This window comes from Nitrosomonas sp. Nm132 (assembly GCF_900100485.1).
Taxonomy (GTDB): domain Bacteria; phylum Pseudomonadota; class Gammaproteobacteria; order Burkholderiales; family Nitrosomonadaceae; genus Nitrosomonas.
In genome coordinates, this window is sequence record NZ_FNDH01000027.1 from 18,090 (window position 1) to 34,639 (window position 16,550).

The window sequence follows — 16,550 nt, forward strand, 5'->3', positions numbered from 1 at the left end:
AAACAAGGCGCATCAAGAGCCCTGGCAACTTTGGCTAAAGTTGATTAAGCGCTAGCCGTAAACAAATTTAGAGTTGAGCGCTAAGAGTATCACTAAACATTTACTTTCATGGGACGAAGTGCAAGGGGTCGCGCAATGAACGAACAAGGCCTAGCAGACATAGACAACAGGTAGGAACGATCAAGCATACGACACAGCGATTCACCCGCAGAATGGATTTTTAGAGGCACACGCCCATAAGATAAAGGATTAAATATGCCTGCCAATAGCGGTTTTACGACGTTAGAACTCATGATTGCGCTGAGCATAGGCGCCATTCTAGCGACTATCGCTGTGCCTAGCTATCAGTCGATGATGGTGCAATCACGCTTGTCGACGCAATCGAATGAGTTCCTCACTGCACTTCATTACAGCCGCTCTGAGGCAGTGAAACGTGGAATGCGGGTAACCCTATGCAAAAGTAGCAGTGGCACAGACTGCACAACCGGAAGTAACTGGCAGGATGGCTGGATAATATACCGTGATAGCGGGACAGCAGGAAAAGTCGATGGTAACGATCAAATATTGCGGGTTTCTCCCGGATTAAAAGGTAGCACGATGACTACTGGCAATAACTATAAAGACTGGATTGCTTACTTAGCCAATGGCAGTAGCCAAGGAAGTATAAGCGGCGGGTTAGGTAACGACACTTTCACGCTATGCAACAGTGCACAAGGACGCAGCATTACCGTCAATAAAACGGGCCGGCCATACGTGACAAAGGTCTCATCATGTTAACGATCAAGAAGAGCCTCTTGGCACGATCACAGAAAGGCGTCACCATGATCGAAGTGTTGGTGGCAGTCATTGTGCTCTCCATCGGTTTACTTGGATTGGCAGGTTTGCAATCTGCCGGACTCACCCATAACCAGAGCGCGAGTTTCCGCTCTACCGCGACGATGATGACCTACAGTATTCTCGACAGCATGCGCGCCAATCGAATGGAAGCGATGAATGGCAGTTATAACATCACCCTAGGCGCTTCAGCAACTTCCGGCAGCTCTGTTGCCGAGCAAGATCTTGACGATTGGCTAAGTGAACTGGCCTTGCGGTTACCTGCTGGCACAGGCGCTATCCATGTAGATAACAATGTCGTCACAGTGACCATCCAGTGGGATGACAGCCGTGGCGCTTTGGCTGCTCAGCAATTTGTTTTAACCACTCGCTTATAACATGAAGGCAATGGCAGCAAAACAGCATGGCTTTACTCTGGTTGAACTCATGGTCGCCATGACCATCGGACTTTTGTTGCTGGGCGGTGTCATCACTATCTTAACTTCCAGTCATCAAACCTATCGCGTCAATGATGCGCTGGCCAGAATGCAGGAAAACGCCCGCTATGCCTTCCATGTGATTTCCAGGGATATCCGCATGGCCGGCTATTTTGGCTGCGCGGGTAATGGTACTCCGGTTGTGAATACCTTGAATAATCCGAATGCGCCCTATCCTCCAGATTTTCTATGGAATCTCGGTCGATCGCTAGAAGGCTTTGAGGCAACCAGCGCGACCGCCTGGACACCTGCCCCTCCCTCAGGTGCAATTCCCAGCCCGCTAGGGGGACGAGATATTATCGTGGTGCGTGGCGTCGATGGCAGTGACACCAAAGTGACTCAACAACCAGGGGGTGCAAATGGCCCCGGTTCCGCTGATCTCAAAGTGACGATGAGAAGTGGCTTCAAGAATGACGATATTGTACTGGTTACGAATTGCCAGGCAGCCGCCATTTTCCAAATTACCAACATCAATACCTCATCCGGGCAGGACAATATCGTACACAACACTGGCACAACAAATACGCCCGGAAATTATAAAAAAGACTTAGGCAAGGATTTTACTGATGGCGAGCTCCTCAAGATCTCTACCCGCTCCTATTTTATTCGTATGGCAGGTGAATGGCCGGCGCTTTATCGCAAGGTTGGAGCGAGTGACGCGGAGGAACTGGTCAGGGGGATAGAGAACATGCAGATCGAATACGGCGAGGATCTCGATGATAACTGGACAGCGGATGTCTATCGTACTGCCGATATGGTGCCAGTAAAGAACTGGGGAAAAATTGTCAGCGTGCGCATTAGCCTACTAATGCAGTCGATAGAGAATAACATCGCCAGCCAACCACAGCCCTACACCTTTAACGGCGCGACCACGACCCCCACCGATCGGCGACTACGCCAGGCTTTTACTACCGTAGTGGCATTACGCAACCGGGTAGCCTGATCAGCGCTGGCAGAGGATATCCGTCATGATCACTCATGAAATCAAACCGGGATCGAGGCAACGTGGCGTCGTTCTCATGACCGGGCTGATCTTCTTGGTGATGATGACGCTGCTAGGAGTAACAGCCATGCAGACCACGATGCTGGAAGAAAAAATGGCGGGTAATTTGCGTGACGAGAATCTGGCTTTCCAGGCAGCCGAGGCCGCCCTCAGAGAAGGCGAGCTGTTTCTGGAACAGATTACCTTACCCCTATTTGATGGAACGGGGGGACTTTATTGTTATAACCCCACTAATCCTAACGATCCCTGCAACCTTCCTCCTGATTCTTATCCGGTCACCACCTGGTCAGGATGGCCTGCTTCAGGCAGGTCCATCAATGCAACGATAGCGGGCGTAGCAAGTCAACCCCGCTATATCATCGAACAGCTCGTCAGCATCCCCCTAGGAACCGGAGGCAGTGTGCAGCAATCCGCTACATCGTTGACATCAAACATGTACCGGGTAACTGCCAGGAGCGTGGGGGGAACTGAATCGGCGATCGTGATATTACAAAGCACTTACCGCAGATAAAGGAAAACTAAATTGAAGCATCTGAGTATTATTGGGGCCTGTATCACCACTGTCCTGATCACCTTTGTTCCCTCGCGTGCGCAAGCCACCCTTACTCTCTCAGATGTCCCCTTATTTCTAACCACGGCTGTCGAACCTAATATCATGGTTACTCTGGATGATTCAGGCTCGATGCAGTCTGAAATCATGCCGGAAGAACGGGTTTTTCAGAATGCGCACTATCTGTTCCCCCGCACGGCAGGGGTTTATGGTGGAGGTGATTACGATAACCGGGTGGTTGATTTTGATCCAAATAATCCCTATGCCGCGGCTTTACGCTCCAGTCAGATCAACAAAATTTATTACGATCCCACGGTAAGATACCAACCGTGGAGCAATGCCGATGGCTCCTTGATGAGCAATGCCTCACCCACCTGTGCGCCGCACAATCCCATGAAGGCGAATGCCGGCTGCCGGGATCTCACCGTCAGTACGACACAAACCGCTTTCTGGCTGAATAGTGACGGCAGTTTATCTAATGAGGAATCAAGAACATTCTATCCTGCGGTTTATTTCAATTACAACGGCGGGGAAATTCTCTCGGCACACAGCTATTCCAGGATTGAAATTAAATCAACTACCTTAAACTCCTATCAGGGTGGAATAAATCGCACAGACTGTGCGGCTGCGCCCATTTGTACTTATAATGAGGAAATACAGAATTTTGCCAACTGGTATACCTATTACCGTTCCCGTACCTTGTTGTCGCGTGCGGGAGTAGGCAAAGTGCTGTCTGCTCAAGGCGGTGGCATGCGGTTAGGATTTGGTGCAATCCATAAGGAAGAAACGAGCATCGATAATGTCTCAACAGGCACCATTATCCGTGGGGTAAGGCAATTTACCGGCACCAATAGGACAGCCTTCTTCAACAATCTTTATGGGTATCCCCTTTCAACGGCAGAAGCGCCTCTCCGCAACGCAACAAACCGTGTAGGTCGCTATTTTATGCGTACCGATGATCAAGGCCCCTGGGGCGAAACGCCTGGCTCGAATGGCGGCACGCAATATGTATGCCGACAAAATTACCACATTCTGGTGACCGATGGTTACTGGGATGATTCCTTCTCAGCAGTGGGGAATTCAGATAATACAGCAGGAAACACCCTTACGAATCATTTTCCCAATGCCACGCCTGCTACTTATACCTATACGCCGAAGCTTCCCTACTCCGACAGCTCCAGCGACACGCTGGCCGATATTGCCATGCATTACTGGAAAAACGATTTACGTCCCGATCTGGATAATAAAGTACCGACTAATGTTGCTGATCCTGCCTTCTGGCAACATCTGGTCCATTTTACTGTCGGCCTGGGGGTGCAGGGCGCGTTATCCTCGTTACCTACCGGATCAGAAACCTGGCCTGATCCGATAGCCAGTAATGCGGCCAAAATTGATGATTTATGGCATGCCGCGGTAAATAGCCGGGGCGGCTTCTTCAGCGCACAAGATCCTGCCGCATTTGCCAGCAATTTGAGCAAGGCTCTCAGCAATATCTCATCGAGAGTAAGTTCAGCCGCCGCCGTCACTACGAATACCAGTCGGCTCAACAATGGCACCCATATTTATCAGGCCAAGTTTAACAGCAGTGACTGGAGTGGACAGCTGTTTGCATACGAATTGGGTTCAAATGGCTCGCTAGGGACAACCCTATGGGAAGCTTCGTCTGTGCTGCCAGCGCATGCCAGCCGTACCATATTTACCCATGATGGAACGCGCGGGCTCGCGTTTACCTCTGCTAATTTTTCATCGCTATCCAGTTCACAACAAAATGCACTCAACACCAACATCAGCGGGGCTAAGGACGGCCTGGGCATGAGTCGAATTTCCTGGCTGCGCGGGGATAAAACCACTGAGGTGGCACAAGGCGGGAGCTTCCGTAATCGGAACAATGGCCTGCTTGGTGATATTGTCAATTCCGATCTATTATTCGTCAAAGTCCTCAATTTTGGTTACGACGCATTACCCAGCGGGACAGCAGGGCAAGCTGCCTATGCTGCCTATGTTCAAGCCAATGCCAGCAGAACGCCGGTTATCTATACTGGCGCCAACGATGGCATGCTCCATGCCTTTAATGCCGAAACGGGAGTTGAGCTGTTCAGCTATATCCCCAGCGCAGTCTATCCCAAACTGAGCTGGCTGACTTCACCCGATTACACGCATCGCTATTTTGTTGATGGCAACACCTACGCCGGCGATGCCTATATTGGTGCGACACCCAGCTGGAGAACCCTATTGCTGGGTTCGTTAGGTACTGGCGGAAAAAGTGTCTTCGCGTTAGATATCACCAATCCAGTTAATTTTTCTGATTCTAACGTGCTGTGGGAGTTTTCTGATTCTGATTTGGGATTTACCCAGGGACAGGCAAAAATCGCGTTATTGAATAACGGTGTCTGGGCGGCCATTATCAGCAACGGTTACAACAGCACCAATGATCGCGCTTATCTTTACATCATTGATTTGCAGACGGGCGTGCTGATTAAGAAAATCGCAACCAATGACAGCACCAGCAATGGCCTTTCCAGTCCGGCGTTAGTCGACACCAATAGTGACAGAATCATCGATATTGTTTATGCCGGAGATTTGCAAGGCAATGTCTGGAAATTCGATCTATTGCACACTAACTCAGGGAATTGGGATGTTGCTTCTTATAAACCTGGCAATACAAAGTCTCCGCTATTTACCGCCAGAAATGCCAGCAATCAGGTGCAACCCATTACTTCTCCCTTGGAAATCGGGCTTCATCCCAGCGGTGGCCATCTCGTTTATTTTGGCACCGGACGGTTCATTGCCTCGGGAGACAATGCCAATGCCGACATACAAACCTTGTATGGCATCTGGGACAACAACGAGAGTCGCATATCCGCCACAGATCGGAGTACGCTGCAACAGCAGACCATTCTGACTGAAACCGTGCGGCCTCCTTTTGAACGTACCGTATCAAGCAATTTAGTAAGCTGGACGACCAAGCAAGGGTGGTACCTCGATCTGCTGCAGCCACCTGGCCCAGGTGCTCAAGGAGAACGCTCGGTCATCATGCCACAACTCAGTTTCGGACGGGTTATCTTTACCACGCTCATTTCTTCCAGTGACCCCTGTGCTTCGGGAGGCCATAATTGGTTCATGCTATTGAATGCAGAAACAGGCGGAATGCTGACTGCTCCTCAATTTGATACTGACGATAATGGCGCGCTCAATAATCAGGATCGGCTGATCGCAGCCATGGGCTCCGATGGTGTACGCAGCGAATCCGTCGCGATCAGTGCAGGCAACCTCATCCACTTGATTGCCGGCTCAACCACTGGTTTAATCGAAACCATTACAGTCAAAGGTAATCCACTTAACCCACGCCACTCCTGGAAACAAATACAATAGGCGGATATAAGCTTGGAGGAAAAAATAATGAAACACATGATTAATCCGATGATCCCGCCAAAAAATAGATTGTCAGGCTTTACCCTGATTGAATTAATGATCGCAGTCGCCATAGTTGGCATTCTGGCGGCAGTGGCGCTGCCTGCCTATCAAGAGCATGTACGCCGGACTAATCGTGCCGAAGCTAAAGGCATTCTGCTGGAGATGGCGCAGTTACTGGAACGTAATTTTACCGAAGCGAACCGGTATGATCTGAAAAGCGATGCCACCAATTTTACGCTGCCTGTCACCCAGTCTCCCAAGACAGGCACTGCAAAATATACCATTCAGTTTGCAACAGGCACGCCGACACAAAACACCTACACATTGGAGGCTGTTCCGACGGGCACGATGACCAGTGATGCGTGCGCCACTCTGACGTTAACGCATACTGGCATCAAAGGCGTCAGCGGTAGCCCATCGTTAACGGCAGCAGATTGCTGGCAGCGTTAATCGCACCCAGAATTCGTGGATAAAAAACTCAAAAAAGATTCTTCTTTGGAGAGGAACTCTCAATACAGAAATGAATTTTCAATGCTGCCCAGGCATCAATTTCAACACGTAGCAAAGTTTCCGTTAACGGATTGCGCTCCAGCCATGCCTGTGAAATAAACAGCTCACAGGCACCATTATCCGCTTGTATTTTCATGGAAGGTAACTCGATACTCGTGCGGCTACGGTAAAAAATTGCCGCTAAGCGCAGGGCGATTGATTGCGCCAGGTTGATAGGATTGGCCAAAAATTCACTCACCTTGGTCAGTGATCCCTGATGGACGAGTACAAGTTGACTCAGGTGCATCTGTTCCATTTTGGAAAAGCCCGGTATGTCTGCATTCCCAAGAATATAGGCAGAATGTTTGTGATAGCCAGAATGAGCTACTGAGATACCCACCTCATGGAGACGCGCTGCCCAGGACAACAAACGCAGCGCATCTTCCGCTATTTCCTCATCAGGATAGTTAGCCAGAAGCTGCTTGCCCAATACTAACGCGAGCGATTCTATGCGCGCAGCTTGGGCAGGATCGACACGATAGCGTTGCATAAACTGCTGCACAGATACCTCCCGCATATCTTCATTATGGAACCGGCCGAGCATATCGTAGAGCACACCCTGGCGCAGTGCACCTGTCGTAAGATGCATGCGCTGAATACCTAGTGCCTTGAACGCTGCATACATGATGGCAAATCCACCCGCAATCACAGGTGTCCGATCAGGATGTAAACCAGCGATGACAATCTTCCGGATATCACCCACCTTCAGGAGATATTCACGAAATTTTTCCAGACCCTCCAGCGTAATACCTTCTGTTTTATTGCGATCACCATAGTTATTCAGTTTAAGGATGCGGCCTAGCGCCCGTGCTGTTCCAGAAGATCCATAAACCTCCTGCCATTGATCGGCTGAGAATTCTGTTGTAATACTCTGTATTTCAGTTTGCGCGGCAAGCTCTGCACGTTTCATGGCACCTTTAGTAATCTTTCCATCTGGAAAGAAGAGCAAACTATGGCTGACACAACCCATATAAAGGCTTTCCAGCTTATTCGGTTCCAAGTGGGTGCCAATGATAAATTCCGTGGAGCCACCTCCAATATCGATGATAAGCCGATTATTATCAGAAGCTGGCAGGCTGTGCGCGACTCCCAGATAAATGAGGCGCGCTTCTTCATGGCCAGCAATGATCTCAATTGGAAATCCCAATACAGTCTCAGCTTTTACCAGGAAATCAGAAGCGTTTTTAGCAACTCGCAGTGAGTTTGTTCCGACCACCCGCACAGCATGCGTCGGAAATCCCCGTAGACGTTCACTAAAGCGCTCTAAGCAATCCAAGGCGCGCACTTGACACGCTTCATCCAGCTTTTTGTCAATCGTAAGTCCCGCAGCCAGCCGAACCATTTCCTTTAGACTATCTAGTGGATAAAGCTGTTTGCCTACCACACGCGACACCTGCAGGTGAAAGCTATTGGAGCCAAGATCAACTGCAGCCAGTGTGGAATATTCGCGCATAACCCTATGCCTAAATCTTAGGCAGGCTTAAATCAAACAAATAATTTACCCTCTAACTTCGCGTTCAATTTCATCAGCTGTGACATGGCGAACATCCTTGCCTTTAACCATATAAACTACATATTCAGACATGTTTTTTGCGTGATCGCCAATACGCTCGATTGCTTTGGCCACAAAAAGAATTTCCAGTGAAGTGGAAATTTTACGGGGATCTTCCATCATGAACGTAATGAGCTGCCGAAGAATGGCGCGAAATTCTTCATCTACCAATTCGTCCTGGCGCACAATATGCGCAGCAGCATTCAAATCCAGACGAGCAAAAGCATCCAGTGCTTTATGCAACATATCCAGAGCAATTTTGGCAACATGCTTAACTTCTACAAAACGTGGTGCATGTAAGCGATCTGCTGCATAAATAAGTCTCGCCATGCGCGCAATTTTTTCAGCTTCATCACCGATTCGTTCTAAATCAGTAATTGTCTTGATAACGGTCATGATCATACGTAGATCACTGGCTGTGGGCTGTCTGCGCGCAATGATCTGATTGCAGATTTCATCGATTGAAACTTCCATGGCATTGACCCGATGATCATTGGCAATTACTTGCTCGATGATAGCTTCATTACCATCAGTTAAAGCCTCTATCGCATGTTCAATCTGCTCTTCAACAAATCCCCCCATTTGCAACACCCGGGTGCGTACTTCTTCAAGATCTGCATCAAATCTTTTCGAAATGTGCTCTTTATTAGCCATATTCTCCCTTCTGATAAGTCAGATAAAACTGTTCTCTTTCTCTGTAGCCAATGACATTTTGATTACAAGTCAAAATATCAAACAGTAATAACTTCAACACCTTCTTCTGTACCCAGTAGCAAGGTATCCGCGCCTTTTCTGGCAAACAATCCGTTAGTAACAACGCCCGTTATTTGGTTAAGCGTCGTTTCCAGTTCAACTGGATTCAGGATTTGCAGACCATGTATATCCAGAATGAGGTTGCCATTATCGGTAATAAATCCCTGGCGCAGTGCCGGATGGCCGCCTAGCAAGGTAATTTCTCGTGCCACATAACTACGTGCCATCGGAATGACTTCCACTGGGAGCGGAAAGGCACCCAATATATTGACCAACTTACTCTGATCAGCGATGCATATGAATTTTCTTGCCACTGCCGCAACAATCTTTTCACGGGTCAAGGCACCGCCGCCGCCTTTGATCATGTGCAAATGTTTGGTAATTTCATCTGCACCATCTACGTAGACGGGCAAATCTGTAACCGTGTTAAGATCCAATACGTCTATGCCATGTTTGCTTAAGCGTTGCGCCGTTGCTTCGGAGCTGGCAACCGCACCTTCAATTTTATGCTTGATTTTAGCGAGTTCGTCTATGAAATAGTTAGCGGTAGAACCGGTTCCTACGCCAATTACTGCCCCAATCGGAATATGCTGAATGGCGGCTTGAGCAGCCGCACGTTTTTGTTCATCTTGTGTCATGGTACTCCTGTGTCGGTGTCAAATAATAATTAACCATCAGGATAGTATTAACTGAATATTTAGACAATAACTATGTTGCATCCTATGTAATGCTTAACAGTTCTGGATATAAACTTCCGTTTCCTAATGAAAGTTTCCACTGTTTCCAGCCAAAAATTCCTTGCCTGCCCGGCTTCAGTAAAACTATGTATGTGACTTTCTATCAAGCGTATCATAACTTTAGGGCAAAATAATGCCCATGCATACTCAATTTATTTTCATATGAATGCAATCAAGCTGCTTCCAGATGTGCTCATCAATCAAATCGCTGCAGGAGAAGTAATCGAGCGGCCCGCCTCAGTACTGAAAGAAATCCTCGAAAACAGTATAGATGCTGGCACAACCGAGATCACAGTACACATTATGCAAGGTGGCCTTAGCCTGATCCGCGTAGCTGATAATGGAAAAGGAATTTCTGGAAGCGATCTGCCTCTCGCGTTAGCACGTCATGCAACGAGCAAAATCAGCACACAGGAAGATTTGCAAAAAATAGCCAGCTTGGGGTTCCGTGGCGAAGCACTCGCCAGTATCGGAGCGGTCTCCCGATTACTATTAGCGAGTTATCAGTCTGGCGATAAACATGCCTGGCATATTCAAGCAGAAGGAGGACAAGTTAGCCGACCTGAGCCAACGGCACGAGGTGCTGGCACCACTCTGGAAGTACGCGATCTTTTTTTTAATCTGCCGGCACGTCGTAAGTTTCTGAAAACCGAAGCCACTGAATTTGCACATTGCGAGGAAGTATTCCGACGTATCGCACTGTCCCATGCCGATATCGCATTTAGTCTGCAGCACAATGGCAAGGCACGGAGCCACTTATATGCGGCAGATGCCGCTCAACGTATTACTGCCGTACTGGGGGAAGAATTTGGCCAGACTGCCGTACCTGTTTCCGAGGAGGCAGCTGATATCAATTTGCAAGGCATGGTTGCACTCCCCACTTATTCGCGTTCAGCTCGTGACATGCAGTATTTTTTTGTCAATGGCCGCTACGTCAGGGACAAACTGATTTCTCACGCTTTGCGCGAAGCTTATCGTGATGTACTCCATCTGGATCGCCATCCCGCATTCGTGCTGTATCTTCAAATCAACCCTGAAAATGTTGATGTTAACGTTCATCCAGCCAAAGCAGAAGTACGTTTCCGTGATGCGCGTGCTGTGCATCAATTTGTTTTTCACAGTATCCACAAGGTATTAGCATCACCCCAGCGTAAATCGGATACACAAATCCTCTCTCCTCTCGTTACCCAGGCAACCCAAAATTCTCAACATCCTCCGCTAGGCTATTCACGACAGGGAAATTTACCGATTAAGGCCATTGCGCAACCTCCTGCTTTTTATCAGACTTTATTCGGTGACAATTCGGATGTGCTGGATATGAATCCTGGCAATCCCCCCACTCAGTCCACGCAGCCGATTCCACCACTGGGTTTTGCATTGGGACAACTTCTCGGGATTTATATCCTGGCACAAAATGAGCAAGGTCTAATCATCGTCGATATGCACGCAGCCCATGAGCGCGTTGTTTATGAGAAACTCAAATCAGCGCTTGATCAGCATACCTTACCGATGCAACCGCTGCTGATGCCAGTGACCTTTCAGACTGATCCGTTGGATGTAGCCACAGTCGAGGAAAATCATGCCGTTTTAAATGAGCTGGGTTTTGAAATAGCGGCACTTACTCCCACCTCCCTCGTTATACGAGCAGTCCCTATGATGTTAAAAGATGCTGATACAGTCAAACTGGCTCGCGATGTGTTAGCTGAAATTCGTGAATTTGGAGCCAGCCAGCTATTGACCAGTAGACGTAACGAGCTTCTAGCTACGATGGCTTGTCATGGCTCCGTCCGTGCCAATCGTCAATTAACGACTACGGAAATGAATGCATTGCTGCGCGAAATGGAAGCGACCGAGCGCTCCGATCAATGTAATCATGGCAGGCCAACCTGGTTCGGAATCAGCCTGGCCGAGCTTGACAAGATGTTCATGCGTGGAAATTAGCATCAGCAGGCAAGAAAGGCAAACTACAGCGTTCTATAGCTTAGAGCTCGCATGGCGCCCGTCAGCTATAGAACGCTGACGAATCTTTAGTACTGCGATTTTTCTTCTGTTGATCTGGCCTTACCCTGACCTTCCTGAGCTTCCGCAGGTATCTGATGGAAGGGCTGAATAGTTTGTCCATATTTTGAAGGATCAGGAGTTTCTGGCGCCGATGGTTTACAACCGACCAAAACCAATACGCTTACCATCGCAGCCAAGTGCATAATCTTCATATGAAATTCCTTTAGCATAAGCAGATAATTAAAATTGTTTTTTAAACTACGATTGGGATAGTACCCGTTATAAATATGGGGAATATTGATCTTGATCAAACTTTCAAAGCGACATTGAGTGCTCTTGGCGCAGTGGATTAGATTAGCAGCAGACATGTCGGAAGGTATCTATGCTGTTTTTTAGCGTAGTAAAAGCGAGTTTTGCAGGTTCTTGGCGAAACTTCCTATCGGCAAAACTACTGATCGAATAGATAGACAAGTTTTTGAGCACCGCCTAATGCCGCAATCCGTTTCACCCCGCACTTGTTCAGACTCCCCTAGAAGCCATTTAACCCGAATATTTCATAAATTCGCGTGATGATCACGCAGGATTTTGATTAATAGGGAAGTTTTGAGAAAGAGGGGTGTAGTGACTCATACACCCGACTGAGCAAAATCTTTCTTATTAATCAAAAGGCAAGTGAGGGCACGTGCCAATTTATGAAATATTCGGGTTAAAGTAGTGATAGTAATTTGGGCTAACAAGCCATTGTGTTCAGTATGACATCCGCTACAGCTTCTTCCCTGGGTAACGTAGTTCCTATGAAATTCGGCCACTGTTGTGGTACCGTCAGAAAATTGCTCAGCATCATGACAGTTGATACAGTTCGCTGCCAGTACGCCGCGAAACGATGTATGGCAAGCAGTGCAGTACTCAATATGATCATGGTAGCGACTGAGATGACCTGGTGCCCAAAATGCTTCCGGGTAATGAAAGGATCCCCAGGCAATCCAACTACACAGACACACAATGATCAAAACCGTTATTCGATAGATGTGACGGGGCAGTGGATGGAAAGCCATATGACCTAGAACCCAGTGAAGAAAATAGCACCCATAATGTGCAAAATGGTTAGCACTGTAAAGATGGCTGCCAGCGGTGCATGAATAATCTGCCACATACGAAACATGCTTTCTTGCGATGCGGCATCGTCAAGGACTTGCCCAATCTGCTCCTGAGATAACCCTTGCTCTGTCAGTGTGCGTTGTTGACTGGACAGCGTTCGTAATGCAACGCTATGAATGGTTTTACCGATAATGCCACTGATTGCTGCGCCGCCCATCGCTAGTAAAGCCAGGACAGCGACTCCTGCATGTAGATGCCAGCCAGAGTGAATCAAAATTAACATTGGCCCCAGGCTACCGCACAGCATGTGAGCCATGAACCACTTTTTAGGCCAGGTTCCTGAAGGAGCATGCCGTTTTTTCCAGGGGTAAACATAAGTAAGTAAAATCACTGCCAACCCTAGCCAGCCCAGTACATGGCCTGGCTGGCTATGTGCAAATGACCAGTGAGCCGGGAGACTCAATAGTAACTCCACACCCCATGCAGCAATAATCGTAGCGAAAATAGCTATCGTAATGAGAAGGGAACGGCGGTTCAGCGGAGACATGATGGGCTTACCAACAAGAGATCGCCATTCTTATTTGTGTATTTGTATTCAACCGAATCAACTGGAGCCGCGGCAGGCCCATTGCTTTGCCTTGGCAATAGCAATGCGGATCGCACGCCCTTCTTCCATTCCTTCAGCCAGTAAAGCGTTAGCAATCGCAATGGCTTTTAGCCGAACTAACCGCGGCAAATTTTGCATAGCCGATGGATAATGCTCAGTAGTCCAAGGCATGAAGCGCTCTCGGACTCAAACAAGCTTGAATTCTGATGCTGTGTGCTGGCCAGTTTGACCCAGTGCCGCCTGAATTGCATCCTCGGCCGTTTCCAAATAAATAAACTGCATGGCAGATTTTGCTGTCTCTGGCACATCGCGCAAATCCTTCTGGTTGCGTACGGGCAGAAGCACTGTTCGTAAGCCCGCTCGTTGCGCGGCCAGCACCTTTTCCTTGATGCCTCCGACTGGCAGGACCAGTCCGCGCAAACTGATTTCACCCGTCATTGCCACTTCATGGTGCACCGGTCGGTCGGTAAACAATGAGGCAAGCGCAACAAACATCGCTACGCCCGCACTGGGCCCATCTTTCGGAATAGCCCCCGCCGGGACATGCAAGTGCACATCAATCCCTTCGAACATTGATGCCGGAATATTCAGCTCATGAGCACGCGCTTTGACCAGGGTCAGTGCGGCTTGAGCACTTTCCTTCATAACATCGCCCAGCTGCCCCGTCAGAATCAGTCGTCCGCTACCACTCACCCGCGTCGCTTCAATAAACAGGATATCGCCTCCCACAGGTGTCCATGCCAGCCCGGTAGCCACTCCAGGCAGACTGGTGCGCGAGGCAGTTTCATACTCATATTTGGCTGGTCCCAGGATAGGATCCAGATCAGCTGCATCGACACGCACCTGAAGTTGCGCTTCCTCTGCCACGCGTAAAGCGGTATGACGCATGACCCGACCAAGCTCACGTTCGAGCTGGCGTACGCCTGCTTCACGGGTATAGTTGGCAATAAGGCTATCCAGCGCTTCGACTGTCAGTGCACATTGATCTTCGCGCAAACCATTAGCTTCACGCTGGCGCTGCACCAGATAGCGCAACGCAATTTGAAGTTTTTCCTCACGGGTATAACCCGGTAGATCAATGATCTCCATACGGTCACGCACCGGAGGAGAGACTTGATCGATAACATTGGCGGTAGCAATAAAAATCACCCGACTCAAATCAAATGGGACACCAAGATAATTATCACGAAAAGTCGAGTTTTGCTCGGGATCCAAAATCTCAAGCAGTGCTGCTGCTGGATCACCATGCGCGCTGACCGTCATCTTATCGATTTCATCGAGCATCATCACACAGTTACGTGCATTTGCCTTGCGCAAGCCTTGCACGATATTGCCCGGCATCGCACCCACATAAGTACGACGGTGACCACGCATTTCCGCTTCATCGTGTATCCCCCCCAGCGATACTCGTACGAATGTTCGTTGCAGGGCACGGGCGATACTCTGACCAAGCGAGGTTTTTCCAACCCCGGGTGGACCGACAAAACAGAGGATGGGTGCTCGGCCTTGGGGCTTCAATTTCTGAACTGCCAGGAATTCGATGATACGTTGTTTGACACGTTCCAACCCGAAGTGATCAGCCGCTAGAACTTCACGTGCGGCATTGAGATCGATCGGCGTATCTTCCGGCAATCGCCAAGGTAACTCAGTCATCCATTCCAGATAAGTATGCAGCATCGAGTATTCACTTGAGGCACTTGGCATGCGTTGCAATCGCTGAAGCTCTTTACGGACCTGGGTTTCGATCTCCTCTGGCATACCCGCTTTTGAGATCGCCTCATTCAGCTGGGCAATCTCCTGGTCATGGTCGCCATCCTCACCCAATTCTTTCTGGATCGCTTTCAATTGCTCACGCAATAAAAACTTGCGTTCGCGATCTTCCATCTGCTCCTTGGTCCGCTCACTGATTTCCTTCGATAGTCTTAATACCTCAATCCGGTGCGACAAAATTCTCAGGACTTTTTGTAGCCGCTCTTCGATGTCGATGGTTTCGAGCAGCACCTGTTTTTCATTGACTTCAGTATCAAGCAGACTGGCTGTAATGTCGGCAAGCTGTGCAGGCGCCCGTGTCGTTTGCAATGCATGCCCGAGTTCCGCAGGGATGCCGGGTAATAACGACAGAATCTCGGTTGCACGTTCACGTAGCTGTATAGCGAGCGCTTCAACCTGGGTAGAGGGCTGAGGAATCTCTTCAATACGGTTTATCCGCGCAGCCAGGAAGGGATAACCCTCGACCAACTCCTTGATCTGGAAGCGTTCTATCCCCTGACAGACGACGTGTTGCGTGCCATCAGCCGAGGTAATGTGGCGCACAATTCTCGCAATGGTGCCAAGCAGACATAACTCATTCAGCCCAGGATCATCAGCTGAGGCATCTCGTTGTAATACGATACCGATGGGAGAATCCGATCGCAGTGCGTGCTCGATTGTGGCGATTGATTTCACACGCCCGACAGTAATCGGCATAAGGACATGTGGAAATAACACAACGTTGCGCATGGGGATCAGCGCGATGACGTCATCGGGTAATTCGAACTGGGTTGCGAGTGACTGTTCCATGATCGGTTTCTCCATGAATGGGATGAAAGACTGATTCAATTCCGAATTAAAGAATCTCCATCTGCACCATTTTTCTGCGTCCAGACAAAATGTACTGAACACCCTACATGTTGTCAATTACACAGAAAACAAGTTGAGCGTCATTGAGTCAGTCCAATTCACGTAATGGGCAAGAAATTACCACTTACACATCATGGAGGCTATGGCCTGGTCTTTCTCCATTACCTTCAGAAGCTGTCTGGCAAAACATTAGACGCATTTTGCAAGTGTTATTTTCATCATGGCGATTCGAATCATATTTTCGGCAGTGCCTGGCAGGATTTCGAAGTCCTTTGATAAACGGCGAAAGTTACCCAGCCAGGAGAACGTGCGTTCGACTACCCACCGCTTCGGTAAAACAGCCCATTTACCTTCGAT

At 48.8% G+C, this 16,550-nt stretch carries 16 protein-coding genes; 8 read left to right on the forward strand and 8 right to left on the reverse strand.

The window, feature by feature from the left end; all coding sequences use genetic code 11:
- The first annotated feature begins 255 nt into the window (after nt 1-255).
- From BLP80_RS10140 to BLP80_RS10165, 6 genes are read left to right on the forward strand one after another with little or no spacing between them, the layout of a single operon-like run.
- Entirely contained in the window at nt 256-777 is a 522-nt protein-coding gene (locus BLP80_RS10140) for a GspH/FimT family pseudopilin (protein WP_090542888.1), read from the forward strand.
- 17 nt (nt 778-794) lie between these two features.
- Complete coding sequence (pilV, locus tag BLP80_RS10145) at nt 795-1,211, forward strand: type IV pilus modification protein PilV (protein ID WP_256325039.1); 417 nt, start codon at nt 795-797, stop codon at nt 1,209-1,211.
- Nucleotides 1,212-1,221: 10 nt separating this feature from the next.
- Nucleotides 1,222-2,253 (forward strand): PilW family protein, encoded by a 1,032-nt coding sequence (locus tag BLP80_RS10150; protein ID WP_256325040.1) that lies wholly within the window; start codon nt 1,222-1,224, stop codon nt 2,251-2,253.
- A 25-nt stretch (nt 2,254-2,278) separates the two neighbouring features.
- Nucleotides 2,279-2,824, forward strand: a complete 546-nt coding sequence (locus BLP80_RS10155) for a pilus assembly PilX family protein (protein ID WP_090542894.1) — start codon at nt 2,279-2,281, stop codon at nt 2,822-2,824.
- 12 nt (nt 2,825-2,836) lie between these two features.
- Nucleotides 2,837-6,235 carry a pilus assembly protein gene (locus BLP80_RS10160; protein WP_256325041.1) on the forward strand — a complete coding sequence of 1,133 codons (3,399 nt, stop codon included), beginning with the start codon at nt 2,837-2,839 and terminating at the stop codon, nt 6,233-6,235.
- A 27-nt stretch (nt 6,236-6,262) separates the two neighbouring features.
- Nucleotides 6,263-6,727 (forward strand): type IV pilin protein, encoded by a 465-nt coding sequence (locus BLP80_RS10165; protein ID WP_305367315.1) that lies wholly within the window; start codon nt 6,263-6,265, stop codon nt 6,725-6,727.
- A gap of 28 nt (nt 6,728-6,755) precedes the next feature.
- Here BLP80_RS10165 and ppx read toward each other — a convergent pair whose 3' ends face one another.
- From ppx to rpiA, 3 genes are all read right to left on the reverse strand, one after another.
- Nucleotides 6,756-8,279 (reverse strand): exopolyphosphatase, encoded by a 1,524-nt coding sequence (ppx, locus tag BLP80_RS10170; protein ID WP_090542896.1) that lies wholly within the window; start codon nt 8,277-8,279, stop codon nt 6,756-6,758.
- Nucleotides 8,280-8,324: 45 nt separating this feature from the next.
- On the reverse strand, nt 8,325-9,032 hold the full coding sequence (gene phoU, locus BLP80_RS10175) for a phosphate signaling complex protein PhoU (protein ID WP_090542898.1): 708 nt from the start codon (nt 9,030-9,032) through the stop codon (nt 8,325-8,327).
- Nucleotides 9,033-9,109: 77 nt separating this feature from the next.
- Nucleotides 9,110-9,769 carry a ribose-5-phosphate isomerase RpiA gene (gene rpiA, locus BLP80_RS10180; protein ID WP_090542901.1) on the reverse strand — a complete coding sequence of 220 codons (660 nt, stop codon included), beginning with the start codon at nt 9,767-9,769 and terminating at the stop codon, nt 9,110-9,112.
- A 261-nt stretch (nt 9,770-10,030) separates the two neighbouring features.
- On the opposite strand from rpiA, the gene mutL reads away from it, so the two are divergent.
- Nucleotides 10,031-11,809 carry a DNA mismatch repair endonuclease MutL gene (gene mutL, locus BLP80_RS10185; RefSeq protein WP_090542903.1) on the forward strand — a complete coding sequence of 593 codons (1,779 nt, stop codon included), beginning with the start codon at nt 10,031-10,033 and terminating at the stop codon, nt 11,807-11,809.
- A gap of 86 nt (nt 11,810-11,895) precedes the next feature.
- Here mutL and BLP80_RS10190 read toward each other — a convergent pair whose 3' ends face one another.
- On the reverse strand, nt 11,896-12,237 hold the full coding sequence (locus BLP80_RS10190) for a hypothetical protein (protein WP_090542905.1): 342 nt from the start codon (nt 12,235-12,237) through the stop codon (nt 11,896-11,898).
- Between the two features lie 384 nt (nt 12,238-12,621).
- Between BLP80_RS10190 and BLP80_RS15210 the strand changes: the two genes are divergently transcribed.
- Complete coding sequence (locus tag BLP80_RS15210; RefSeq protein WP_143002270.1) at nt 12,622-12,933, forward strand: hypothetical protein; 312 nt, start codon at nt 12,622-12,624, stop codon at nt 12,931-12,933.
- Here the strand turns inward: BLP80_RS15210 and BLP80_RS10200 are convergent.
- The 4 genes from BLP80_RS10200 to BLP80_RS10210 form a co-directional block, all read right to left on the reverse strand.
- Nucleotides 12,930-13,514 (reverse strand): hypothetical protein, encoded by a 585-nt coding sequence (locus BLP80_RS10200; RefSeq protein WP_090542911.1) that lies wholly within the window; start codon nt 13,512-13,514, stop codon nt 12,930-12,932. The genes BLP80_RS15210 and BLP80_RS10200 overlap by 4 nt on opposite strands.
- A gap of 57 nt (nt 13,515-13,571) precedes the next feature.
- A complete protein-coding gene (locus tag BLP80_RS15675; protein ID WP_176754335.1) occupies nt 13,572-13,745 on the reverse strand; it encodes a DUF2188 domain-containing protein in 174 nt (57 codons plus the stop codon).
- Nucleotides 13,746-13,760: 15 nt separating this feature from the next.
- Nucleotides 13,761-16,133, reverse strand: coding sequence for an endopeptidase La (gene lon / locus BLP80_RS10205; RefSeq protein WP_090542913.1), 2,373 nt, complete (start codon nt 16,131-16,133; stop codon nt 13,761-13,763).
- 249 nt (nt 16,134-16,382) lie between these two features.
- The coding region (locus BLP80_RS10210) for a transposase (protein WP_143002210.1) at nt 16,383-16,550 on the reverse strand (168 nt) is incomplete at its 5' end.